The sequence below is a fragment of the Hymenobacter chitinivorans DSM 11115 genome (assembly GCF_002797555.1).
Classification (GTDB): domain Bacteria; phylum Bacteroidota; class Bacteroidia; order Cytophagales; family Hymenobacteraceae; genus Hymenobacter; species Hymenobacter chitinivorans.
The window spans coordinates 1823667-1845351 of record NZ_PGFA01000001.1 but is presented as its reverse complement, the minus strand read 5'-3'; the positions used below and the strand labels follow the sequence as shown (position 1 = coordinate 1845351).

Below are 21685 nucleotides of genomic sequence, written 5' to 3'. Positions count from 1 at the left end.
TTTTCTATGCCCTACGACCTCAAGGAAATTGCCGCAATCAGTGGAATGCCCGGTCTTTATCGCCTGGTGCGTCCTACCCGAGCCGGCGTCATTGTAGAGTCGCTTGATGAACGCGGCACCCGCTCGGTAGCCTCGGCACGCAATAAGGTGTCGCTGCTGCAGGAGATTTCCATTTATACCCAGGATTACGACCAGACCATCCCGCTGACGGAAGTATTCGACCGGATCTACCAGAAGTACGGCACCGATCTGACTGTTACTAACAAGTCGGACGACCGGGACCTGGCCACGTTCATGGGTGAAATCATCCCCGATTACGACCGGCAGCGCGTGTACATGTCGGACATCAAAAAGCTGGTGTCGTGGTACAAGGCCGTCAGTGGCCGCCTCGAGTACCAGGCCGCCGACGCCGAGCAGCCCACCGAAACGGCGGCCAGCGTGGAGGAAACTTCGGCCGAAGCCCCGGCCAAAGGCAAGAACAAAGTAGCCACCAAGGAGTCGACCGAAGCGGGCACCCAGCAGGAGGCTCCCGCCGCCGACGAGGCTCTGAGTACGGCTGGCATTATTCCGACCGAGCAGGATGCGGAAGCCGCCGGCAACCCCGAAGCCGCCACGGCCGCTCCGGCGAAAAAGTCCCGGAAGAAAGCCGAGTAGGCTTCTCTCCTACCATCAAAAAGCCCGGCGGATTAGTATCCGCCGGGCTTTGTGTTTGGGAGCTGGCCCAGTCTAGAGCGAGGCTACCGCGTCGGTGTATTCGGTGGCGAGAAACTCCTCGGCTTTTTCGACCAGTTCGGTCGAGCCGATGAAGAGTGGGCTGCGCTCGTGCAGGCTCTTGGGCTCGATTTCCATGGTGCGGCTGCGGCCGTTGCTGGATTTGCCCCCGGCCTGCTCCACGATAAAGGCCAGGGCGTTGCACTCGTACATGAGGCGCAGCTTGCCGTTGGGGGCTTTCTTGGTGGCCGGATACATGTAGATGCCGCCCTTGAGCAGGTTGCGGTGAAAATCGGCTACCAGGGAGCCAATGTAGCGGGCCGAGTAGCCCTGCTGCTTGCAATAGGCCACGTACGCCGCCGTGCCTTCGGAAAAGTACTCCGAGCTGCCTTCGTTGATGGAGTAGATGGCGCCGGTTTTGGGCGTGCTGATCTGGGGGTGGGAGAGGAAAAATTCGCCCAGGGAGTTTTCGTAGGTGAAGCCGTTGACGCCGTTGCCGGTGGTGTACACGAGCATGGTGCTCGAGCCGTAAATTACGTAGCCGGCCGCCACCTGGTGCGTACCGGTTTGGAGGCAGTCCTGCTCGGTGCCCTCGGAGCCCGTAGCCGACACCCGGCGGTAGATGCTGAAGATGGTGCCGATGCTGACGTTGACGTCGATGTTGGAGGAGCCGTCCAGGGGGTCGATGGCCACGACGTACTTGCCCTGGTTGTTACCGGTCTGAATCATGTCCTCGTCTTCCTCGGAAATGATGGTGCAAACCTCCCCCCCATTGCGCAGGGCCCGGATAAAGCGGATGTTGGCAATGACGTCGAGCTTCTGCTGCTCCTCGCCCTGCACGTTCTGGTTGCCGTAGGCACCGGCAATGTCAATAAGACCGGAGCGGTTGATTTCGCGGTTGACAATCTTGGCTGCCAGGGCAATATCACGCAGCAGCTGGGAAAGCTCCCCCGTGGCGTAGGGGAAGTCCTCCTGCTTGCGCATAATGAATCGGTCGAGGGTGGTACCGACGGGGAGAGCCAGTTTGTTGTGGTCCATAAAAGTGGGTGGGTGAGCAGGTGGTTCTGGCCTACAAAACTAAGCTTTTTCGCCACATCTGCCGCCCGCTGCCTACTTTTGGCCCATGCAGGAACCCCATTCCCTCCAGGTATATAAGTTCGGCGGCGCGTCGGTAAAAGACACGGCAGCCATCCGGAATCTTTGCCGCATTGTGCGGGAGCACGCGGCCCAGCAGCAACTGCTCATCGTGGTGTCGGCGATGGGCAAAACCACCAACGCCCTGGAGGAAATCTTCCAGCTGGCCTTTACCGGGCAGGACTGTGGGCCGAAGCTGGACGCGCTGCGCAGCTTCCACCTGGGCGTGGCCCAGGAGCTATTCGGGCAGGAATCAACGGAGACCGGGCAGCTGCAGGACCTGCTGGCCCAACTGGAGCAGCAGTTGGCCAGTCTGCAGCCGCCGCCGGCCCCGGCCGATACCTACGACCAGCACTACGACCAGATCATCAGCTTTGGCGAGCTGCTGGCCACCTGCATCGTGGCCCGGGCCCTGGACGCCCAGTGGCTCGACTGCCGGCCCCTGCTGCGCACCGACCATACCTGGCGCGAGGGCCGCATCGACTGGCCCACTACCGAGTGGAACGTGCGCGACCAGCTGCCCACCCTGCTGCAGCGCGGCCCGGTGGTGACCCAGGGCTTTCTGGGCGGCACCCCCAACGGCCTGACCACGACGCTGGGCCGGGAAGGCTCCGACTACACCGCCGCCATTTTTGCCTACTGCCTGCAGGCCCAGGCCGTGACCATCTGGAAAGACGTAGCCGGCCTGCTCAACGCCGACCCCAAGTTCTTTGCCGACACGGTGCGGTTTCCGCAGATCAGCTACCAGGAAACCATCGAAATGGCCTACTACGGGGCCTCGGTTATTCACCCCAAAACCATCAAGCCCCTGGCCGTGCGCCAGATTCCGCTGCTGGTCAAGTCGTTTCTGGACCCCACGGCCGAGGGGACGCGCATTGGCGAGGGACGGCACGAGCCGTTGGCGCCGGCCTTTATTCGCAAAGACGGGCAATGTTTGATTTCGTTTGAGTCCCGGGACCTGACCTTTATTTCGGAGGAAAACCTGGAGGTTATTTTCGGGGCTTTGGCCCAGGTGCGGCTCAAAATCAACATGATGCAGAATTCGGCCATTTCCTTTTCCGTCTGCACCGACTTCTCGGCCTACCGCCTGGAAAAGCTGCTGAGCCAGTTGCGGGACCAGTTCACGATTCACTACAACACCGAGCTGGAGCTCTACACCATCAAAAACTACGACCCGGCCAGCCTGCAGCGGCTGACCACCGGCCGGGAGCTGCTGCTCGAGCAGCGCAGCCGCCAGACCTTCCAGTTTGTGTGCCGGGCCCTACCGGTGACGGGGTTGCTGTAGGGGTTGGCGCGGCAGCCAAAACCTGATTTTAACGGCTTTTTTAAACCTTTTTGGCCGGTATTGGCTTCTCCAACTACCTTTGTGGAGAATCATTCTTACCTGTGACACCTTTTTCCGACCATTCTGAGTTTCCCAGCTGCCAGCCCAACCGGGACGAGCTGCGCCAGCGCCTGGCCACGGCCGGGCTGCGGGCCACCACCCAGCGCATCCTGATTTTGGAGAGCTTACTGCTGCTGCCGGGCCACCCCACCGCCGAGCAGGTGCACCGGCAGGTAGCGGCCACCGAGCCGACCGTGTCGCTGGGCACGGTGTATAAAACCCTGGACAGCTTTGTGGCCGCCGGCCTGACCAAGCGCGTGGCTTCCACCGAGGGGGCCTGCCGCCGCTACGACTCCGACTGCACCGCCCACCACCACCTGTACTGCACCGACACCAAGGAAATCATCGACTACAGCAACCCCGAGCTGGACGCGCTGATCCGCGACTTTTTCGCGACCCGCGGCCTGGGTGACTTCCAGCCCCACTCCTTTTCCCTGCACATCGCCGGCTCCCGGACTTCTTGATTAGTTGTCAGTTGGTAGTTGTCAGTTGTTAGTGCGGTTTTGTCCTAACAACTGACAACGAACAACGAACAACTAAAGACTACAACGCTTTTCTCTTTTCACTTTCATAATACTCCAATACAATGGCAGTTCTCGTTGGCAAACGTGCTCCTTCTTTCAAGGCTACGGCCGTAATCGACAGCGAATTCGAAGAGGATTTCTCTTTGGACCGCTACCTGGGCAAGAAGCACGTTATCTTCTACTTCTACCCCGCCGACTTCACCTTTGTGTGCCCCACCGAAATCATTGCGTTCCAGGAGCGTCTGGCCGATTTCGAAGCCAAGGGCGTGGCCATTGTGGGCTGCTCGACCGACACGCACTTCTCCCACTTCGCCTGGCTGCAGACGCCCCGCGACAATGGTGGCATTGAGGGCGTAACCTACCCGCTGGTAGCTGACGCTACCAAGACCATTGCCTCGAACTACGACGTGCTGGGCGGCCACTACGACTACAATGAAGCCGGCGAAATGACCTTCGTGGGCTCGCCCCTGGCCTACCGCGGCCTGTTCCTGATCGACAAGGACGGCATCGTGCGCCACCAGGTGGTAAACGACGGTCCGCTGGGCCGCAGCATCGACGAAGCTATGCGCATGGTGGATGCCCTGCAGTACTTCGAAGCCAAAGGCGAGGTGTGCCCCGCCAACTGGGAAGAAGGTAAAGAAGCCATGCAGGCCACCCGTGAGGGCGTAGCCAGCTACCTGGGCAAGCAGGCCTCGCACTAGTTAGGGCTTAAAAATACTAGCTTTGGAAAGCCTCAACCGTCTGGTTGGGGCTTTTTTCGTTTGTCGGCCGGTAAAAGCCTATTTTTGCGGAATTCGAGCGAATCCAGGCCCAGCCGAACCTAAGCACCAGGCACTAGGCTCCAAGCACCAAGCATCACACCTTGCGTTTTCTCTATACCATTGGCCTCCACCTCTACGCCCTGCTGCTGCGGCTGGTAGCGCCCTTCGTGCCCAAGGCCGCGCAGTGGGTGGCCGGCCGCCGGGGCCTGCTGGAGCACATCCGGGCCACGCTGCAGGCCGATACCGCGCCCCGGGTGTGGTTTCACTGCGCGTCCCTGGGCGAGTTTGAGCAGGGCCGCCCCCTCATCGAAGCCTACGCCCAGCGCCACCCCGACCACAAAATCGTGCTGACGTTCTTCTCGCCCTCAGGCTACGCCGTGCGCCACAACTGGCCCGGGGCCGACTACGTGTTCTACCTGCCCCTCGATACCCAGGCCAACGCCCGGCAGTTTCTGGACGCGGTGCAGCCCCGGCTGGCGGTGTTCGTCAAGTATGAGTTCTGGTACTACTTGCTTTCAGGGCTGCAGCAGCGCGGGGTGCCCACCATCTGCGTGTCAGCCATCTTCCGGCCCGGGCAGGTGTTCTTCAAGCCCTGGGGCGGGTTTTACCGGCGCATGCTGCAGTGCTTCACCCACATTTTCACCCAGAACGAAGCCTCCGTGCAGCTGCTGCGCCAAGCCGGCCTCACCCAGGCCAGCGTAGCCGGCGACACCCGCTTCGACACGGTGGTCCGCACGGCCCTGGCTCCGCCCAAGGAGCTACCCCTGGTCGACGCCTTCACCGACGACTGGCTGCCCGTGTGCATCGTGGGTAGCAGCTGGCCCGAGGACATGCCCGTGCTGACGCCGCTCATGCAGCAGTACCAGCAGGAATTGCGCTTTATCGTGGCACCTCACGAAATCAGCGAGCATAACCTGCGCCTGGTGGAGGAAGCCCTGCCCGGCAAAGTGGTGCGCTATTCCCAGGCCCAGCCCGCCACCGTGGCCCAGGCCACCGTGCTGCTCATCGACAACGTGGGTTTGCTCAGCCAGCTCTACCGGTTCGGGCACTTTGCTTACGTCGGCGGAGCCTTCGGCAAGGGCTTGCACAACACCCTGGAAGCCGCCGCCTTTGGCCTGCCCCTGTTCTTTGGCCCTACCTACGGCAAGTTTCAGGAGGCTATTGACTTGGTGGAAATGCGCTGCGCCTTCCCCGTGCGCACGGCCCAGGAGCTTAAAGATGCCTTTGCCCCGCTGTTCCGCAACGAAGCCAACCGCCTCGTCGTGCAAGACCTGAGCCTGGAATACGTCCACCAAAAAGCCGGCGCCACCGCCCTCATCATGCGGTGGCTCGCGGTGAATGAGTGAGTTAGTGAATGAGGAAGTTTGATGTTCAAATGGCAAAGTACCGCGCAGGATGAACAACAAGCCTCCATCCCACTAAGAATTCATTCACTAAATCATTAACTCACTCATTCACAGATGACCGGTATTGTAGTTAAATCGACGGGCTCTTGGTACCTGGTGCGCGAAACGGCCACGGGCAAGCTGCACCGCTGCCGGCTGCGGGGCAAGTTCAAGAACAAGAACCTGAAGGTGAGCAACCCGCTGGCCGTCGGCGACCAGGTCGACTTCACGGTGGAGGAGCAAACCGAGGGCGCGGGCGTGATTCACCACATCGAGCCCCGCCGCAACTACATCATCCGCCGCTCGGTGCACAAGGCCGAGCACGCCCACATTGTGGCCGCCAACCTCGACCAGGCCCTGCTGGTCGTCACGCTGGTGTCGCCGGCTACCTCGTTCGGGTTCATCGACCGGTTTCTGGTGACGGCCGAGGCCTACGGCATTCCGGTGACGCTGATTTTCAACAAAACCGACCTCTACGACGAGGATCTGACCGACTACCAGGACCAGGTGCTCAAGATGTACAAGCGCACGGGCTACCCCGGCCTGCGCTGCTCGGCCGAAACGGGCGTGGGCGTGGCCGACGTGGATGCCCTGCTCGACGGCAAAGTTTCGCTGCTCTCGGGCCACTCAGGCGTGGGCAAAAGCACGCTCATCAACGCCCTGGTGCCCGATTTAGACTTGAAGACTCAGGAAATCAGCGAGTTTTCCGACAAGGGCGTGCACACCACCACCTTCGCCGAAATGCTGGAAGTGCGGCCCGGCACCTACCTCATCGACACGCCCGGCATCAAGGAACTGGGCTTGGTGGATATTCCGCCCGGGCAGCTGGCCCACTTCTTTCCCGAGATGCGCGCCTTGCTCAACCAATGCCGCTACCACAACTGCCAGCACGTGCACGAACCGGGCTGTGCCGTGCGCGAGGCCGTAGAAAAAGGCAAGATTGCCCTGCCCCGCTACGACAGTTACGTGAGCATGCTCAACGACGAAGACAACCGCCACTAGGCCGGCCGCGCCCACCTCGACAACAGATAGTTGGCCCGAAACCCAACCCCGCAACCCTCTCCGGCGAATACCGGAGAGGGTTTTCGTTTCTCCACCTCCTATAACGTCTCTGAGCATGTCTACTGCCCTTCCCAACGTCGCCTTTATCGGCCTCGGCAACATGGGCCGCGCTATGGCGGCCAAGCTGCTGGCCGCCGGCTACCCGCTAACGGTCTACAACCGCACCGCCGACAAGACCGAACCGCTGCGCGCACTGGGCGCCAAGGTAGCCGCCACGCCCGCCGAAGCAGTGGCGGAGGGCGCTTTTGTGGTGACGATGGTGACCGACGACGCGGCGCTGCGGGCCGTAACGACGGGCAAAGACGGCTTTCTGAACAGCATGCCACCCGGCGCGGTGCACGTATCGTGCAGCACGGTGGGCCCCGAAACCACCCGGGAACTGGCCCGGGCGCATTACCGCCACGGCTCCCGCCTGATTGCCGCACCCGTGTTTGGGCAGCCTGAAGCCGCCACCGAGGCCAAGCTCTGGGTGTGCACCAGCGGCTCGGTGCCGGCCAAGGAAAAGGCCGAGCCGCTGCTGAAAACCTTCAGCCAGGGCATTCACGACTTCGGCAAAGACACCGGGGCGGCCAACGTGGTCAAGCTCTGCGGCAACTTTATGCTCGGCGCCGCCATCGAAGCCATGGCCGAAGCCTTCGACCTGGCCGAGCGCAGCGGCCTAGACCGGCAGCAGGTGTGCCAGATGCTGACCAGCACCGTATTCGATACGCCGGTGTACCGCGGCTACGGGCCAGTGCTTGCCACCAAAAACTACCAGCCCCTGGGCCGGGCCCCTTACATTCTGCGCAAAGACCTGGGCCTGATGCAAACCGAGGCCAAGGAAATCGGGGTCAACATGCCGTTTGTCAATATTATCCTCAACCACCTGGCTACTACCGTAGCCCGCACGCCCGCCGATACCAGCTGGACGTCCTTCGCCCGCCATATTTCCGAGGAAGCGGGTCTGGTGCGGTGAATGAGTGAATGAGTGAAGTTGTGTCCTTGCGAGCCGCTCGAAGCCATCCGTCCTCTGAAATGCAGAAAGCTTTCTAATGTGAAAAGCCCTTTACTCCGGCTGGAATAAAGGGCTTTCTGGTAAAAGGTCACTCCGTGCTTCGCAGCGGACAGATGGATGCCGCTTGAGGCGCGGAATGCCGCGCGTCCTCGCCATGCCTGGCGAAGTGGAAGCAGCGGCTTAAATATTCGGGGCCGGGGGCAGCAGCACCTGGTCCACGATGTGGGTTACGCCGTTGCTGGAAATGACGTCGGGAATTTGGATAGTGGCATTGTTGACCATGATTTTGCCACCTTTCACCGAGATTTTCACTTTCTCGCCGTTGACGGTGGTCAGCTCCTGCCCGTCCTTGAGGTCGGAAGCCACGAGGCGGCCGGCAATGACGTGGTAGGTGAGCACGCCCTTAAGCTTTTCCTTGCTTTCGGGCTTCATCAGGCCGGCCATGGCCCCCTTGGGCAGCTGGATAAAGGCCGAGTTGGTGGGCGCAAACACCGTGAAAGGACCGGGGCCGCTGAGCGTGCCACCCAAATCGGCGGCCGACACGGCCCGCACCAGGGTGCTCACGCTGCTGGCCTGGACCGCATTCTGGATGATGTTCTTGTCGGGGGTCATGGCCACGCCGTCCACCATTACGCCCTCGGGCTTGGCCATCCGGGCCGAGTCGGTCATCATGGCGGCCGAGTCGACGGTGGCAATGGCTTCGGTTTCGGTGGTGGCCTTTTCGGTGGTCTTGTTGTCGGAGCAGCTGCTCAGGGCGGGAGCGGCCAGCACGGCGGCGCACAGCGCGAAGGAGGCGTTTCTCAGGGTCTTTTTCATCGGACGCGGAACGGGGTTAGGAGATTGGTTGGGCAAAGGTCGGGGCAATATCGAAATATTCAGCTTCCGGCATTATGGCACTGTGTACGGAACCTGCCGCCCCGGCGGATGTTTTGGCAGCGCCTGATTTGGCTACCTTTGCCCGGCGCCCGAAACCTTTTCCGGCCATTGGCGCTTAGTAACCTTCCACCTATTCTCCCCCCTACCGCATGAAAACTGCCGAAATCCACACAACGCACGGCGTGATGAAAGTTGAGTTCTTCGAGCAAGACGCTCCCAACACGGTGAAGAACTTTACTGACCTGGCCCAGAAGGGCTTCTACGACGGGCTGAAGTTTCACCGCGTCATCCCCAACTTCGTGGTGCAGGGCGGCTGCCCCAACACCCGCGAAGGCGCCAAGGGCATGCCCGGCACCGGCGGCCCCGGCTACAAAATTGACTGCGAGCTGAAAGGCGGCAACCAGTACCACGACCGTGGCGTGCTGAGCATGGCCCACGCTGGCCGCAACACCGGCGGCTCGCAGTTTTTCATCGTGCACAGCCGCGACAACACCGCCCACCTCGACCGCAACCACACCGTGTTCGGCAAAGTGGTGGAAGGCCTGGACATCATCGACCAGATCAAAGCCAACGACGAGATTAAGAAAATCGTCGTAAACGAAGCGTAATGCTTGGTTGTTAGTTGCTAGTTGTCAGTTGTTAGGTCGTTCATACCAACAACGACCTAACAACTGACAACTAGCAACTAACAACTAACAACAGAAGAGCCGGCTGAGGAATCAGCCGGCTCTTCTGTTGTTGCGCAGGTCGGTGTGTAAAAAAACCAGTAGTTATTTCTCCTGAGGGGAGCAGCGGCCTACCAGCGCTGGAAAAACCAACGCGTCCCGTTGGCATTGTATTGCTTGTAGCTGGGGCGGTGCAGCGTGGGCCGGCCCTTGCTGACACTGCGCACGAAGGGCGTCCGACCGGCCGCCGCGGCTGGAGTGCTCGGCACCAAGAGGGCGATAACGAGGAGCAAAGCAGCGAGGCGGGCGATGAGGGAAGCGTTCATGACAGAAAAAGGTGGAAGCGTAGAGGTGTCGTTCGGAGTCGTTCCGTAGCCCATTGGGCCGTTGGAATGATACAAATCAACACTACTGGTTCCCGCTTTTTAGAAAGTTTTGCCCGACGGCTCTCTTTCCTGGGTGAATGAACGATTTTGCTGCACGAGCGGATTTAGCAGCGTAATATTCACCCGAAAAAAACCTGGGATTCATAGCCATTGCCCACCCCCAGCCGGGCATCCCAGACCACCGTGAACTATCAGCCGACCACGGCATTTCGGCTAATACAAAGGGCATTCTGGTTAACCCGGCCGCGCCCGCCGCGCCGACCTTTGTATTCGTTAACCAACCGAAACTACCTACTTATGCAAGCGGTCAGAATTCATGCCTTTGGAGGGGCCGAGGTCCTCCAACTACAAAACGACGTGGCGCGGCCCGTGCCAGCACCCGACGAAATCCTCATTAAAGTGTATGCCAGCGGCGTCAACCCGGTGGACTGGGTGGTGCGCGAAGGCGGCAACGACGCGCTGCGGGCTTACCTGACCCTGCCGATGACCCTGGGCTGGGACGCGGCCGGCGTGGTGACGGAGGTGGGCAGCGCCGTCACCGGCTTTCAGATCGGGGATGCCGTGTACGGGGAGCCCAACTTCCCCGGCGACGGCAGCTACGCCGAGTACTGCGCGGCCAAAGCCAGCCAGTTTGCCCGTAAGCCCGCCAGCCTGAGCTTCACCGAGGCGGCGGCCGTGCCCCTGGCCGGCCTCACGGCCTGGACCGCCCTTTTTGAGCACGGTAAGCTCCAGGCGGGTCAGCGCATCCTGATTCAGGGGGCCTCGGGCGGCGTGGGCGGCTTCGCCGTGCAGTTTGCCAAGGCCAAGGGCGCCTACGTCATCGGTACCGCCTCGGCCGGCAACCTGGAGTATGTGCGGCAGCTGGGGGCCGACGAGGTGATTGACTACCGCAGCCAGAAGTTTGAAGAGCTGGTGCATGACCTGGACCTGGTGCTCGAAGCCTCCCCCCTGCGCGACAATGCCGAGCGGGTGAAAGCCATTTCCGTGCTGAAAAAAGGCGGCACTTTCGTCACCGTCAACCTCGACTACCCCTTCGACGACGCGGTGCACGCGGCCCTGGTCCGGCAGCAGGCCACGGGCGAGCTGTCGAATAACCAGCCCCGGCAGGAGTGGCTCCAGGAAATTACCCAGCTCATTGACGCGGGCCAGGTGAAGGTGGTTATCAGCAACGTGTACCCCTTGGCGCAGGTGGCCGAGGCCCACCGCGAAAGCCAGACCTGGCACGTGCGGGGCAAGCTGGTGCTGCAAATCCACCCCAACGACGAGCCGGCATGAGGCGCTTCCGCACGATCAGCGAGTTTCACGCGTTTCGGCAGCTGCCCGCGCCCCAGCATCCGCTGCTCAGCGTGGTGGACGTGGGCGCCGTGCCGCCCCTCACGGACGAGGAGCCGACGAGCATGGTGTTCGACTTTTACTGCATTTCCGTCAAGCGCATGCACAATATGAGCATGAAATACGGGCAGCATTCGTTCGATTTCAACGAAGGTGTTATGTCGTTCATGGCGCCCAATCAGGTGTTCAGCCTGGCGGTGAGTGACCAGGCCGAGGAAGTGAGAAAGTCGGGCTGGGTAATCTACCTCCACCCCGATTTCCTCTGGAACACGCCGCTGGCCACTACCATCCAGCAGCACGATTTCTGGGATTATTCGCTCAAGGAAGCCCTGTTTCTGTCGGCGAAGGAGGAAGCCGCCATTCTGAGCCTGGTCTTCGCCATCGAGCAGGAGTATGCGTCCACCATCGACCAGTTTAGCAAGCCCATTATCATCTCCCACCTGGAAAGCCTGCTCCAGTACGCCGACCGGTTTTATCACCGCCAGTTCCTGACCCGTGAAAAGGCCAACCACGAGGTGCTCGACCAGGTGGACGCCCTGCTCCAGGCCTACTTCAACCGCCCTGACTTGGCCGAGCAAGGCCTGCCCACCGTGCACTACGTGGCCGATTGCCTGCACCTCTCGCCCAAGTACCTGAGCAATTTGCTGCGCGTCGTGACGGGCCAGAACACCCAGCAGCACATTCACGCCCGGCTGATTGCCAAGGCCAAAGAAAAGCTCACGGCCACCACCCGCACCGTGAGCGAAATTGCCTACGAGCTGGGTTTCGAGCACGTGCCCTCGTTCAGCAAGCTCTTCAAGGCCAAAACCAACCTCTCGCCCCTGGAATTCCGGGCCTCGTTTACCTGATTCCAACAGCAGCCAGCCCGACCTGGAAGCCGCCCCGTGTTTGCAGCATATTTTTCAAAAGCTGAAGAATATGCTGCAAACACGGGGCGGCCCTGTGGCAGCGCCGCCCGCTTACGAGACAATGTAGTCCACGATGGCGGCGGAGTGAATCTGAACCGTGTCGAACACCGGGATGGAAAAGTCGGCCTGGCTGATGAGCAGGGGAATTTCGGTGCAGCCCAGCACCAGGGCCGTAGCCCCGGCGCCGACCAGCTCCTGAGTAATTTCGAGGTAGCGGGCTTTGGTTTCGGGCCTAATGAGCCCCCGGCCCAGTTCCTCCTTGACGGTAACCTGCACGTAGTCCCGGGTTTCCGGCGACGCAGGAGTTAGCACGGTGATGCCAAACGCCTCCAGCCGCTCCCGGTAGAAGGGCATTTCCATGGTGAACTTGGTGCCCAGCAGCCCGATGGTAGTGTGCCCTTCCCGCCGCAGCACTTTCGCCGTTTCCGTCACGATGTGAATGAAAGGCAGGTCCAGCTCGGCCTCCAGCCGGTCGGCAAACAGGTGGGCGGTATTGGCGCAGAGGGCAATGGCCGCGGCATCGGCGCGCTTGAGGCTGAGGCAGGCGTCGCGCAGCAGCTCGGCGAAGTGGAGCCCGCCCAGCTTGTCATTCACGCCTTCGTTGATGAGCCGGTAATAGTCCAGGGTCGACACCCAGCTGATACCGCCCACCAACCCGATTTTCTTTTGTTTCATGTGGGCAATCCCAATAAACGGCCCCGCCATTTGAAGCTAGGCGGAGCGGGCACTTGCTGCCCCTCATCCAGTAGCCGCTACGGTTTCAGCCGTACGTAACGCTCAATATTAACCCTGTCTACGCCGGCACTGGCGACCTTCTCCACGCCACTTTGCGTGAGGGTATCGTTTTTTAACGTGAGAGTGAAGGCAAAATCATTATCCTCCCAGTTTCGGGCGCTGCAATACTCTAAATGCTCACTGTAGAGGCTGTCTTTGAGCGAATACCGGCCGCCCCCGGCCACGAACACCGCCACTGAATCCTTGCCTTTTTTCAAGTCGTGCTGTAAAAAGGCGAAGTGGCTGTCATTAATGACTTTGATAAACGATTCGTTTTTGCTGGTAGCAGTGGTCACCGTGTCTCCTTTCTCAATAACGGTCCGGTTAACCAGCTGCCAAGTGCCCGTTATGGGCATTTTACTGGCTTCGGAGGTGGGTTTTGTTTCTGACGTGCAGGCCGCAAAGCTGCCAAGTACAGCGGTGAGGGCGACTACAGTTACTCTTCTCATCTTATTGTTTTTTTTGATAAACCCAGAAACGTTGCTGTTGCATTAACGATAGGCACCGGGCTTTTCTACGACCAGCGCAACTAGCGGCGGCTAAGGTAGCAGAATCGTCTATATAGTGTTTTAAAGCTTTTGCGCACGGCTGGGCCACTGTAAAACCTCAGTTCGTCGGCCAGGCGGCGCTGCCAGCCGCCGGCCTTATCGGAGGCGTCGGACACCACGCCGCTACAGTCGCCAGGCATTTCGAACCGTTTGGGCGGCGGCGCCGACGAGACGCACCTATGCGCCTCTACCTTGTTCAACGGTAGCTACTACGTTAGTTCACCCCCACGCAACAAGGCCCCTCTACCGGGGGCAGAGAGGCCTTGAACGTGTTGCGGATAGGTATAGCGTAACGGAAAAAGCGACGGGGCTTAGGCGGCCAGCGTGGCGCGGTGGGCCGTCACCTCAGCTTGGGCTTCGGTCAGCACTTCGATCTGCTTATCGATCTGCTTGACATCGACCTGGCTCAGGACGCGGGCGGGGCCACTGCGGGCACCGCCTACATCTTTCAGGTTGTCGCGACGGTCGGTGGCTTTGCGCAGCTTGGTTTCATTCTGCTTCCGCAGACTTGCCGAGATGCCGGGCGTGGCCAGCAGGTTCGTGAAGCCCAGAATTTCGGCCTCGACCCCAATAAGCAGGGCTTTGACTTTCGTTTGGCCCTGCTCGGTACGAAAGTCGGCGTAGTCCAGGTTGGTGTCGCGGTTCTGGTAGCTGGCCAGTTCGGCGGCGAGGGCGGCGAGTACGTCGTCGCACTCGGCTCGGGTAGTGAGGAAGCTCAGGTCAAGAGCCATAAGAATAGGGGTTTAAAAAGTGAAACACCCTGGAATATAGAGGAGTTAAGGATATAATATTAAAAATTACCTATAAATATTTTTAGCGGCTCGAACGGTTAGCTGCTGCCCCCGCTGAGAGCAGTTCGGCCAGGCCCGCCGCCTCCATTTCCAGGGCTTCGGCCCGCAGCCGCAGCAGGTGGTAGCGGGCGGTGTCGTCGGCATCGTGCAGCGTAGCGTGGGCCTGCTGCTGCCGCTCCAGCAGCCACTGCCGGGTGCGGGTAGTTTCGGCCGGCGTGGTCAGCACGGCGGGCAAGCCGGGAGCGGCCAGCAGGCCGGGCAGCACCTGCTGCCAGCGCCGGGCCTGGGCGTGAGTCGCGGCTAGTTTCTCTAGTTCTTGGCGCAGCTTGCCGGCCTGGTGCTGGCAGGCCCGGAGCCGCTCGGTGAGCAGGCCGGCGGCCGGGGTGCCGGGTGGGGGTACTTCAGGCGTGGGTGGAGCCGGCCGGGCCGGGGCGTCGGCGGGCAGCAGGGCGGCCAGGGGGTTGAGGCGCAGCAGTACGCGGCCGGTAAGCACCCGGCGCCCGGCTTCGATATCGGCTACGTAGGGCCGGCTGATGCCTAAGTAGTCGGCTAGCTCTTGCTGGTCGAGGCCGAAGTGCTTGCGCACCTGAGCTACCAGGGTGGTGGATGAAATAGACTTACGGGGCATGGGACGCTAAATTTTGCAGCATATTTTCCAAAAAGTAAAAAATATGCTGCAAAAAGCCCTACTCAACCGAAAGCCCTGACTGCTGGCAGCAATCAGGGCTTTCGGTTGGCACTAGTAGATAAACTGTTTATGGCTTTGGCTTGCGGCGCTGCAGCTTCACCCGGCTGCTTTCCGGAGCTTGCTCCTCTACCGTTAGTTCTGGAAGTTTGTCAGGAGAAAACCCTGACTGCGCCTTGCGGGCAAAACGCTCGGCAATCAGGCGTAGCTCCTCTTCAGGAATGGGATTAGCCTTTTGCTCAGCTGCCTCCTGCTGGAGTTGGTACTGATGCCGCCATTTGATAAGCTCTAAGCGAGTCTCCCGGGGCGCAGTCCGATTTTCGCGCAAATACGCAGCGGCCCACTTGTCGAATTCAGCCGGACTGAGCTTGGGCCAGGAAGCTTTCGGAACCAGACGCCGGGCGCCGCTCACTGACTCCGCAACTATGGGAGTAGCCGGCACAGATCCGGAAGAGCTAGGCCAAGGGGCGTTTGACGGTAAGAACGCTTCGGGTTTCATAGTAGCAATATACGCAACGTGGCTACAGTTCGTCCAACACGATACGGGTGTAGCCGGTTTCATCCGCTACCTCCACTACCTCAAACTGGGTATTAGGAGCAAATAGCACTTCGTGCTCGTTTTGTCCGTCAACGCCGAATCTTGATAGTTCTTCAATGAGACGGCCGGTCCGTGACTGGATGATAAGTAAACAATTTTTTGGAGTATATAGGTATTTCCGGGCCGTACTCACCTTATAGCTAGCCGAGAGGAAGGCGGGCCAGCTAACGGGCTGCCTATCCTGAACGCGGGCCCGGTACTGCTGCACCTGCGCAGGCTCGAGCTGAACGCCGCTGTTGACTATCCCTTCGTAGGCAGGCAGCTTGACGAGCGCTGCCTGCCTACGCCTGCCCAAACAGGGAGGTATTACGGCCTCCGTTGGTGTACAGTGCCTGGTTTAAGGCATCATAGCCATCGTCGGTGTAGCAATAAATAACCGCCTTGTCGGCGGCAGAAAGCTGGGGTAAGGCCTCGGCCCGGCGGCCGGTCTGGACGGCGCGGAATGCGTCGGGCAGGTTTCTTTTTATGTAAGCAAGCAGTTTGCGTTGGTGCATAGATGAATAATTCTACTGCTAGATACGCAGCCCGGAAGCGCAACTCACGGAGCAGCGAAAAGATGCTTTAAAAATCTTGTGGCTCCCTACCCCTGCTGCCGCGGTTTCCACCCCGATTCCTTGCTACCTTCCGGGCTCCATACTATTCCCACTATCTCCATGCCCGAGTTGTTACCCTTGTTTCCGGGAAAAGAACTGCCCGCTCCCTTTGCCAAGTTTAAACCCGATACCGTCGTCCCCGATTTTGCCGAGCGGGTGCGCCACCTGCGCCACTGGCAGCAGGCCATCAAGGACCGCTACGTGCACGACCGCAAGGAGGAAGTGCTGCAGGCGGAGTTTCTGAACCTGATCTTCGGGCAGGTGCTCGGCTACGAGTACCAGGCCACCACCCACCGCCAGCTGGAGCTGGAGCTCAAAACCCTGACCGACGGCACCAAGCCCGACGGGGCCCTGGGCGAGTTCGTGGCCAAGCCCAGCGGCGGGCTAGGTGGGCCAGTACGGGCCGTAATCGAGCTCAAGGACGCCCGCACGGCCCTCGACGCGAAGCAGCGCCGCAGCACCGGCGGCCGGGCCGAAACCCCGGTGGAGCAGGCCTTCAGCTACCCCAGCAAGTACGGCGCGACCTGCCGCTGGGTGATGGTGTCCAACTTTATCGAGCTGCGCCTGTACGCGGCCAACGACCAGCTGCGGGCCGTGGTCTTCAACCTCGAAACCCTGCCCGACGACGAGGACCAGCTCCGGCGCTTTTTTGCCCTGCTGCTGCCCCAGCACTTGCTGCCCGCGCCCGGCCGGGCCGAGGCCCCGCTGGATGAGGCCCTGCAGCAGCGCCAGCAAGAAGAGCGCAAAATCACGAAGGAGTTCTACGAAGACTATAAAGCGGCTCGCCACCAGCTCCTGGAGCACCTCATTGAGCAGAACCCCGACGTGGCCCCGCTGGAGCTGCTGCAGCACACCCAAAAGCTGCTGGATCGGGTGATTTTTGTGTGCTTCTGCGAAGACAAGCACATCATTCCCTACCACACGTTTCGGCGGCTGCTGACCAACGTGCGGGAAAACAACTTCGACCCCACCGACGAAGAGAAGATTTACCGGACGGTGAAGGGCCTGTTTCGCAGCATCGACCAGGGCAACCCCGCCGCCAACATCAACCGCTTCAACGGCGGCCTCTTTGCGCCCGATGAGGCCCTGGACAAGCTCACTATCAAGGACCGGACGCTGGCCTCGGTTATCGGATTGGAGACCTACAACTTCGATTCGCAGCTGAACGTGAACATCCTGGGCCACATCTTCGAGCAGAGTCTCTCGGATCTGGAGCTGGAGCGGGCCCGCCTCAGCGGGCAGGCCCACGACCCCAAGCAGGGCAAGCGCAAGCAGGACGGCATTTTCTACACCCCCGAGTACATCACCCGCTACATCGTGCGGCAGGCCGTGGGCGGGTGGCTGCAGGAGCGCCGCCGCGAGGCCGGCCTGGAGCAGCTGCCCGAGCTCGACGAAAAGGACCGTGCAAGTATTCGACTCGATCAACGTAGCCTTGGTCGTGTTATCAAACCAAGGGACCGAGTTCAAAAGCATATTGATGCTTGGGAGCTATATAAGGAAAAGCTGACAAGTATTCGAGTCCTTGATCCAGCTTGCGGCTCTGGAGCTTTTCTGACGGAAGCGTTCAATTTCCTGTATAAAGAGGGACAAGAAGTGAACGATAAGTTAGCTCAGCTAAAAGCCGGTTACTTCAGTACCACGGACTTCGACCGCCACATTCTGCAGCACAACCTCTACGGCGTAGACCTCAACCCCGAGTCGGTGGACATTACGCGCCTGAGCCTATGGCTGCAAACTGCCAACCCCGGCAAGCCCCTCACCTCCCTCGACCACAGCATCCGCTGCGGCAACTCCCTCATCAGTGACCCCGCCGTAGCCGGCGACCGGGCCTTCGACTGGCAAGCCGCCTTCCCCGAAGTGTTTGAGCAAGGCGGGTTTGACGTGGTGATTGGCAACCCGCCGTATGGGGCATCATTTACAGAATCGGAGAAAGGATATATCAGTTCCTCATTCAAATCATACCGCTATAAGTTTGAGAGCTACATATACTTCATTGAAAAGGCTTTTGACCTTATGAGACCAGAAGCATACTTGAGCTATATCACTCCTGAACTCTGGCTAAGACTTGAGAATAGCTACCCTATTCGCGAGATAATTGCGAAGCATCATGGCTTCGTATCGATTTCCCTCTTTGGGGACCATGTCTTTCAAGATGCAATTGTTAACACTGTAAGCTTTCTGATCAAGAAAGATGGGAACGAAGGCCGCACACATACATCAGTATATCATGGAGAAGTAGAATGGCTGATAGAAACCTCCGATTGGACTACAAGCAAGAATTTTACAATTGACTATACATTGAGTCCTTTAAAAAAAGAGGTCATCAATCGGATAAGGAGTGTATCAAAGGTGCTTGGTGATTTTGGGCGTCTAACACAAGGAATCACTCCATATGACAAGGCAAGAGGCCAAGATGCTGACACTATCAAGAACAGAGCGTATCACTTCAATTTACAGAAGGACGAAACCTGTGGTAAATGGCTAGATGGTGAGAATATCAATCGGTACTCTCAAACCTGGAATAAAGAGTGGCTTAGCTATGGCTCGTGGTTAGGAGCGGCCCGAGATGCTTGGTTTTTTACCGGTCCTAGGCTCCTGTTTCGCGAGGTTCCTGGCGGAAACAAGCGAATTCAAGCTTGCTATGTTGAGGACACATTTTATCATGGGCATAGCATAACTCCCTTCAAATTATCTGATCCTGACTACGCTCTTTCACACTTCCTCTTATCTATTGCCAATTCAAAATTATTGAGTTGGTATAGTAGCATCATGCTTCCAAACTTCTCCAAAGAAGTTTTTCCGAAGCTGAACCCCCAAGACATAAAACTTCTTCCCATCCCCAACATCTCCCCCGCCGAGCAGCAGCCCTTTATCACTGCGGCTGAGGCGTTGCTTTCGGGGCACAAGGAGCTGCACGAGGCGGAGGCGAAGTTTGGGCGGCTGGTGCGGGCCGAGCTGGGGGTAACGCAGCCCCTGAGCGGCAAGCTGGCCCTCACCCAGCCCTGGCCGGTGTGGAGCACGGCCCTGGAAAAAGCCCGGGGCCGCAAGCTCACCCTGGCCGAGAAAAGTGACTGGGTGGAGTACTTCACCGAGTTTCAGAGCAAGCAGGAGCAGCAGCGCACCGCCCTGCGCCAGCAGGATGAAGCCCTGGATAAGCTGGTATATGCCCTGTATCAGCTCACCCCCGCCGAAATAGCGCTAGTCGAAGGCAAGCCCGCCCCTACCGAGTAGGCACTGCGTTTTTGCAGCATATTTTTTGTTTTTTGAAAAATATGCTGCAAAAACGCAACTGCTCATTAACACCAAACGCCCCGCGCACCTTTCGGTACGCGGGGCGTTTTGGCGTGTGGTAGCGCTGCTACCGAACTATTTCTTCTGCGTTTTCACGGTCTTGCCCGAGGGCTTGTCCTTGATTTCGGTTTCGTTTGCCTTCTCCTTGTTTTTGGTAGCGGGGTCGGTATGCTTCGGAGTGGTGGTAGTATTGGCCATGATAGGAAGTGCTAAGGTTGAAAGTATACTTCCTGTACGGCTGTCGAGCTCCAACGACTGGGCACCGGGCCCTATTTGTTTGGCGCAGGCCCCGCAGTACGGCGGCAGATTGCTACTTGAATAGCCTTTGCTAGAGCAAAAACGCCCCGCGCATCTTTCGACACGCGGGGCGTTTGGTATGTAGTAGCGCGAACTTTGTAGTTCGCGTACCTGAACGACCATCGTTGAAACACCCAATGGTGCGGGGCACGCGAACTACAAAGTTCGCGCTACATCCTACCGGCGGCGGCGGGGCTTTTCTTCCTCGTCCTCGTCGTCGTCGCCGCCGAAGCTGGGCATGGTGAACATCGACGACAAGAGGTCCTTGAACTGGGTGCCGGCCGTGACGCGGTTGCGCGAAATCAGGCTGTGCTCGGCCAGGCCGTGCAGGCAGAACTCCATCAGGAACCAGGTCGTGTCCGTGTCCTCGTTGGGGTGCAAAAAGGTCACGATGTTGCGCAGGCCGGGCACCTGCTCCAGGGCTTTGTGGTAGTCCTTGTCGGAGGCGTCGTTGAGCACGTCCACCGTGTTGCCGGCCCCGAACCAGTCCTGCACCTCCTTGTAGGGGTTCGGGATGTTCTTCTTTTTCTTCTGCTTGTCGGGGTCGGGGAAGTAGTTGAGGAAGAGCGTGCGGATGGCTTTGCCCATCAGCTTCTCGGCCACGATGCCAGCTCCCTCCTGCTCGCCTTCATACACCAGCTCCACCTTGCCGGTAAGAGCGGGCACGGCGGCCAGGAAGTCGGCAATGCGCACGTAGGTTTTCTTCTCGCCGTTGATCAACGCGCGCCGCTCGGCGGCACTCACCAGGCTTTCGTAGGCGGCAATGGTGAGGCGGGCCGACACGCCGCTCTTGGCATCGACGAACTCCGAACCCCGGGCCTCGACGGCCACCTGCTCCACAAGGTCGTGGATGATTTCGTTGCTGACCACCATGCCCTTCTGCTCGGGCTTGATGCGGGCTTCCTGCTTGGTGATGCGCTTCCCGATTTCGATGCTCTTGGGATAGTGCGTGATAATCTGGGAATCAATCCGGTCCTTGAGGGGCGTCACGATGGAGCCGCGGTTGGTGTAGTCCTCGGGGTTGGCCGTGAATACGAACTGGATATCCAGCGGCAGCCGCACCTTGAAGCCGCGAATCTGGATGTCGCCTTCCTGCAGGATGTTGAAGAGCGACACCTGGATGCGGGCCTGCAGGTCGGGCAGCTCGTTAATCACAAAAATACCGCGGTGCGAGCGGGGAATCAGGCCGAAGTGAATCACCCGCTCGTCGGAGTAGGGCAGCTTGAGCGTGGCCGCCTTGATGGGGTCGGCGTCGCCGATGAGGTCGGCCACCGATACGTCGGGGGTAGCCAGCTTCTCGGTGTAGCGGTCCGAGCGGTGCAGCCAGGCTACGGGCGTAGCGTCGCCTTTCTCGGCAATCAGGTTTTTGGCGTAGATGCTCAAGGGCTCCAGCGGGTCGTCGTTGAGCTCAGAGCCTTCCACGACGGGAATGTACTCGTCGAGCAGGTCCACCATGAGGCGGGCAATGCGGGTTTTGGCCTGCCCGCGCAGTCCGAGCAGGTTGATGTGGTGCATGCTCAGGATGGCGCGCTGCAGGTCGGGAATCACGGTTTCCTCGTAGCCGTAGATGCCGGGAAACACGTCTTCCTTGGCCTGGAGCTTGGCAATCAGGTTGTCGCGCAGCTCTTGCTTGACGGAACGGGGCTGGTAGCCGGACTTTTTCAAGTCACCGAGGGTACGGATGTCAGTTGATTTCATATCGGGGGATAGGGAGTAGGCCGGACTTACGCAAAACCGGGGCGGTTGGCGCTTAAGCCGGGCAATCAAATGGTACAACTACCCAAGGGGGTCGTTGGTTCGGCTGCGGGCGGCGGCCCGGGTAAAAATCGTGTGGGGGTTGAAAGCGTTTACCTGCCCGCGTCTGTCATCCTGAGCGCAACGCAGTGGCGTGAAGGACCTTCCTCGCCTACCCCGCCGAAGTTTGTACCAACGTGCCAATGCCCTTACTACCGCATGGTAAACGGGCTTTGCACATTGAACAACGTT

At 59.6% G+C, this 21685-nt stretch carries 23 protein-coding genes; 11 read left to right on the top strand and 12 right to left on the bottom strand.

Annotated features, from left to right (window positions below; genetic code table 11):
• Window positions 1-6 precede the first annotated feature (6 nt).
• A complete protein-coding gene (locus tag CLV45_RS07700; protein WP_100335779.1) occupies window positions 7-654 on the top strand; it encodes a DUF5606 family protein in 648 nt (215 codons plus the stop codon).
• 72 nt (window positions 655-726) lie between these two features.
• Here CLV45_RS07700 and fbp read toward each other — a convergent pair whose 3' ends face one another.
• Entirely contained in the window at window positions 727-1749 is a 1023-nt protein-coding gene (fbp, locus tag CLV45_RS07695; RefSeq protein ID WP_100335778.1) for a class 1 fructose-bisphosphatase, read from the bottom strand.
• A gap of 85 nt (window positions 1750-1834) precedes the next feature.
• Between fbp and CLV45_RS07690 the strand changes: the two genes are divergently transcribed.
• The 6 genes from CLV45_RS07690 (at window position 1835) to CLV45_RS07665 (ending at window position 7916) form a co-directional block, all read left to right on the top strand.
• Complete coding sequence (locus tag CLV45_RS07690) at window positions 1835-3130, top strand: aspartate kinase (RefSeq protein ID WP_100335777.1); 1296 nt, start codon at window positions 1835-1837, stop codon at window positions 3128-3130.
• A gap of 101 nt (window positions 3131-3231) precedes the next feature.
• A complete protein-coding gene (locus CLV45_RS07685) occupies window positions 3232-3693 on the top strand; it encodes a Fur family transcriptional regulator (protein ID WP_100335776.1) in 462 nt (153 codons plus the stop codon).
• A gap of 122 nt (window positions 3694-3815) precedes the next feature.
• Entirely contained in the window at window positions 3816-4454 is a 639-nt protein-coding gene (locus CLV45_RS07680) for a peroxiredoxin (RefSeq protein WP_100335775.1), read from the top strand.
• Between the two features lie 161 nt (window positions 4455-4615).
• A complete protein-coding gene (locus CLV45_RS07675) occupies window positions 4616-5860 on the top strand; it encodes a 3-deoxy-D-manno-octulosonic acid transferase (protein ID WP_100335774.1) in 1245 nt (414 codons plus the stop codon).
• Between the two features lie 114 nt (window positions 5861-5974).
• On the top strand, window positions 5975-6901 hold the full coding sequence (gene rsgA / locus CLV45_RS07670; protein WP_100335773.1) for a ribosome small subunit-dependent GTPase A: 927 nt from the start codon (window positions 5975-5977) through the stop codon (window positions 6899-6901).
• A 115-nt stretch (window positions 6902-7016) separates the two neighbouring features.
• A complete protein-coding gene (locus CLV45_RS07665; RefSeq protein WP_100335772.1) occupies window positions 7017-7916 on the top strand; it encodes an NAD(P)-dependent oxidoreductase in 900 nt (299 codons plus the stop codon).
• Window positions 7917-8135: 219 nt separating this feature from the next.
• Here CLV45_RS07665 and CLV45_RS07660 read toward each other — a convergent pair whose 3' ends face one another.
• Window positions 8136-8771, bottom strand: a complete 636-nt coding sequence (locus CLV45_RS07660; protein WP_100335771.1) for a fasciclin domain-containing protein — start codon at window positions 8769-8771, stop codon at window positions 8136-8138.
• A gap of 209 nt (window positions 8772-8980) precedes the next feature.
• On the opposite strand from CLV45_RS07660, the gene CLV45_RS07655 reads away from it, so the two are divergent.
• The gene (locus tag CLV45_RS07655; RefSeq protein WP_100335770.1) at window positions 8981-9439 is read left to right on the top strand and encodes a peptidylprolyl isomerase; all 459 of its coding nucleotides are present in this window, start codon (window positions 8981-8983) and stop codon (window positions 9437-9439) included.
• Between the two features lie 188 nt (window positions 9440-9627).
• Here CLV45_RS07655 and CLV45_RS07650 read toward each other — a convergent pair whose 3' ends face one another.
• On the bottom strand, window positions 9628-9822 hold the full coding sequence (locus CLV45_RS07650) for a hypothetical protein (RefSeq protein WP_100335769.1): 195 nt from the start codon (window positions 9820-9822) through the stop codon (window positions 9628-9630).
• A gap of 357 nt (window positions 9823-10179) precedes the next feature.
• Between CLV45_RS07650 and CLV45_RS07645 the strand changes: the two genes are divergently transcribed.
• Together CLV45_RS07645 and CLV45_RS07640 are read left to right on the top strand one after the other, a co-directional pair.
• Window positions 10180-11157, top strand: a complete 978-nt coding sequence (locus CLV45_RS07645) for an NADP-dependent oxidoreductase (protein ID WP_100335768.1) — start codon at window positions 10180-10182, stop codon at window positions 11155-11157.
• Window positions 11154-12062: a helix-turn-helix domain-containing protein gene (locus tag CLV45_RS07640; RefSeq protein WP_100335767.1), complete on the top strand. Its 909-nt coding sequence runs from the start codon at window positions 11154-11156 to the stop codon at window positions 12060-12062. Before CLV45_RS07645 ends, CLV45_RS07640 begins: the two co-directional genes overlap by 4 nt.
• A 111-nt stretch (window positions 12063-12173) precedes the next feature.
• On the opposite strand, the gene CLV45_RS07635 is transcribed toward CLV45_RS07640, so the two are convergent.
• The 7 genes from CLV45_RS07635 to CLV45_RS07605 form a co-directional block, all read right to left on the bottom strand.
• Complete coding sequence (locus CLV45_RS07635) at window positions 12174-12797, bottom strand: aspartate/glutamate racemase family protein (RefSeq protein ID WP_100335766.1); 624 nt, start codon at window positions 12795-12797, stop codon at window positions 12174-12176.
• Between the two features lie 77 nt (window positions 12798-12874).
• Entirely contained in the window at window positions 12875-13345 is a 471-nt protein-coding gene (locus CLV45_RS07630) for a hypothetical protein (protein ID WP_100335765.1), read from the bottom strand.
• A 410-nt stretch (window positions 13346-13755) separates the two neighbouring features.
• A complete protein-coding gene (locus tag CLV45_RS07625) occupies window positions 13756-14175 on the bottom strand; it encodes a hypothetical protein (protein WP_100335764.1) in 420 nt (139 codons plus the stop codon).
• A gap of 82 nt (window positions 14176-14257) precedes the next feature.
• Entirely contained in the window at window positions 14258-14863 is a 606-nt protein-coding gene (locus CLV45_RS07620) for a helix-turn-helix domain-containing protein (protein WP_100335763.1), read from the bottom strand.
• Between the two features lie 127 nt (window positions 14864-14990).
• On the bottom strand, window positions 14991-15362 hold the full coding sequence (locus CLV45_RS07615) for a hypothetical protein (protein ID WP_100335762.1): 372 nt from the start codon (window positions 15360-15362) through the stop codon (window positions 14991-14993).
• A 79-nt stretch (window positions 15363-15441) separates the two neighbouring features.
• Window positions 15442-15726, bottom strand: coding sequence for an ADP-ribosyltransferase domain-containing protein (locus CLV45_RS25585; protein ID WP_157807357.1), 285 nt, complete (start codon window positions 15724-15726; stop codon window positions 15442-15444).
• 73 nt (window positions 15727-15799) lie between these two features.
• A complete protein-coding gene (locus CLV45_RS07605) occupies window positions 15800-16012 on the bottom strand; it encodes an ADP-ribosyltransferase family protein (protein WP_100335760.1) in 213 nt (70 codons plus the stop codon).
• A gap of 159 nt (window positions 16013-16171) precedes the next feature.
• Between CLV45_RS07605 and CLV45_RS07600 the strand changes: the two genes are divergently transcribed.
• A complete protein-coding gene (locus CLV45_RS07600; RefSeq protein ID WP_100335759.1) occupies window positions 16172-19342 on the top strand; it encodes an Eco57I restriction-modification methylase domain-containing protein in 3171 nt (1056 codons plus the stop codon).
• A 135-nt stretch (window positions 19343-19477) separates the two neighbouring features.
• Here the strand turns inward: CLV45_RS07600 and CLV45_RS25445 are convergent, their stop codons facing one another.
• Together CLV45_RS25445 and CLV45_RS07595 are read right to left on the bottom strand one after the other, a co-directional pair.
• Window positions 19478-19600 (bottom strand): hypothetical protein, encoded by a 123-nt coding sequence (locus CLV45_RS25445; RefSeq protein ID WP_262496866.1) that lies wholly within the window; start codon window positions 19598-19600, stop codon window positions 19478-19480.
• Between the two features lie 276 nt (window positions 19601-19876).
• The gene (locus tag CLV45_RS07595) at window positions 19877-21397 is read right to left on the bottom strand and encodes a sigma 54-interacting transcriptional regulator (RefSeq protein ID WP_100335758.1); all 1521 of its coding nucleotides are present in this window, start codon (window positions 21395-21397) and stop codon (window positions 19877-19879) included.
• Window positions 21398-21685 lie beyond the last annotated feature (288 nt).

Excerpts from the sequence above, each read along its gene's own strand:
- CLV45_RS07700 (WP_100335779.1), top strand. The coding sequence starts at position 7 with ATGCCCTACGACCTCAAGGAAATTGCCGCAATCAGTGGAATGCCCGGT.
- fbp (WP_100335778.1), bottom strand. The coding sequence starts at position 1,749 with ATGGACCACAACAAACTGGCTCTCCCCGTCGGTACCACCCTCGACCGA.
- CLV45_RS07690 (WP_100335777.1), top strand. The coding sequence starts at position 1,835 with ATGCAGGAACCCCATTCCCTCCAGGTATATAAGTTCGGCGGCGCGTCG.
- CLV45_RS07680 (WP_100335775.1), top strand. The coding sequence starts at position 3,816 with ATGGCAGTTCTCGTTGGCAAACGTGCTCCTTCTTTCAAGGCTACGGCC.
- rsgA (WP_100335773.1), top strand. The coding sequence starts at position 5,975 with ATGACCGGTATTGTAGTTAAATCGACGGGCTCTTGGTACCTGGTGCGC.
- CLV45_RS07665 (WP_100335772.1), top strand. The coding sequence starts at position 7,017 with ATGTCTACTGCCCTTCCCAACGTCGCCTTTATCGGCCTCGGCAACATG.
- CLV45_RS07660 (WP_100335771.1), bottom strand. The coding sequence starts at position 8,771 with ATGAAAAAGACCCTGAGAAACGCCTCCTTCGCGCTGTGCGCCGCCGTG.
- CLV45_RS07655 (WP_100335770.1), top strand. The coding sequence starts at position 8,981 with ATGAAAACTGCCGAAATCCACACAACGCACGGCGTGATGAAAGTTGAG.
- CLV45_RS07650 (WP_100335769.1), bottom strand. The coding sequence starts at position 9,822 with ATGAACGCTTCCCTCATCGCCCGCCTCGCTGCTTTGCTCCTCGTTATC.
- CLV45_RS07645 (WP_100335768.1), top strand. The coding sequence starts at position 10,180 with ATGCAAGCGGTCAGAATTCATGCCTTTGGAGGGGCCGAGGTCCTCCAA.
- CLV45_RS07640 (WP_100335767.1), top strand. The coding sequence starts at position 11,154 with ATGAGGCGCTTCCGCACGATCAGCGAGTTTCACGCGTTTCGGCAGCTG.
- CLV45_RS07635 (WP_100335766.1), bottom strand. The coding sequence starts at position 12,797 with ATGAAACAAAAGAAAATCGGGTTGGTGGGCGGTATCAGCTGGGTGTCG.
- CLV45_RS07630 (WP_100335765.1), bottom strand. The coding sequence starts at position 13,345 with ATGAGAAGAGTAACTGTAGTCGCCCTCACCGCTGTACTTGGCAGCTTT.
- CLV45_RS07625 (WP_100335764.1), bottom strand. The coding sequence starts at position 14,175 with ATGGCTCTTGACCTGAGCTTCCTCACTACCCGAGCCGAGTGCGACGAC.
- CLV45_RS07620 (WP_100335763.1), bottom strand. The coding sequence starts at position 14,863 with ATGCCCCGTAAGTCTATTTCATCCACCACCCTGGTAGCTCAGGTGCGC.
- CLV45_RS07605 (WP_100335760.1), bottom strand. The coding sequence starts at position 16,012 with ATGCACCAACGCAAACTGCTTGCTTACATAAAAAGAAACCTGCCCGAC.
- CLV45_RS07600 (WP_100335759.1), top strand. The coding sequence starts at position 16,172 with ATGCCCGAGTTGTTACCCTTGTTTCCGGGAAAAGAACTGCCCGCTCCC.
- CLV45_RS25445 (WP_262496866.1), bottom strand. The coding sequence starts at position 19,600 with ATGGCCAATACTACCACCACTCCGAAGCATACCGACCCCGCTACCAAA.
- CLV45_RS07595 (WP_100335758.1), bottom strand. The coding sequence starts at position 21,397 with ATGAAATCAACTGACATCCGTACCCTCGGTGACTTGAAAAAGTCCGGC.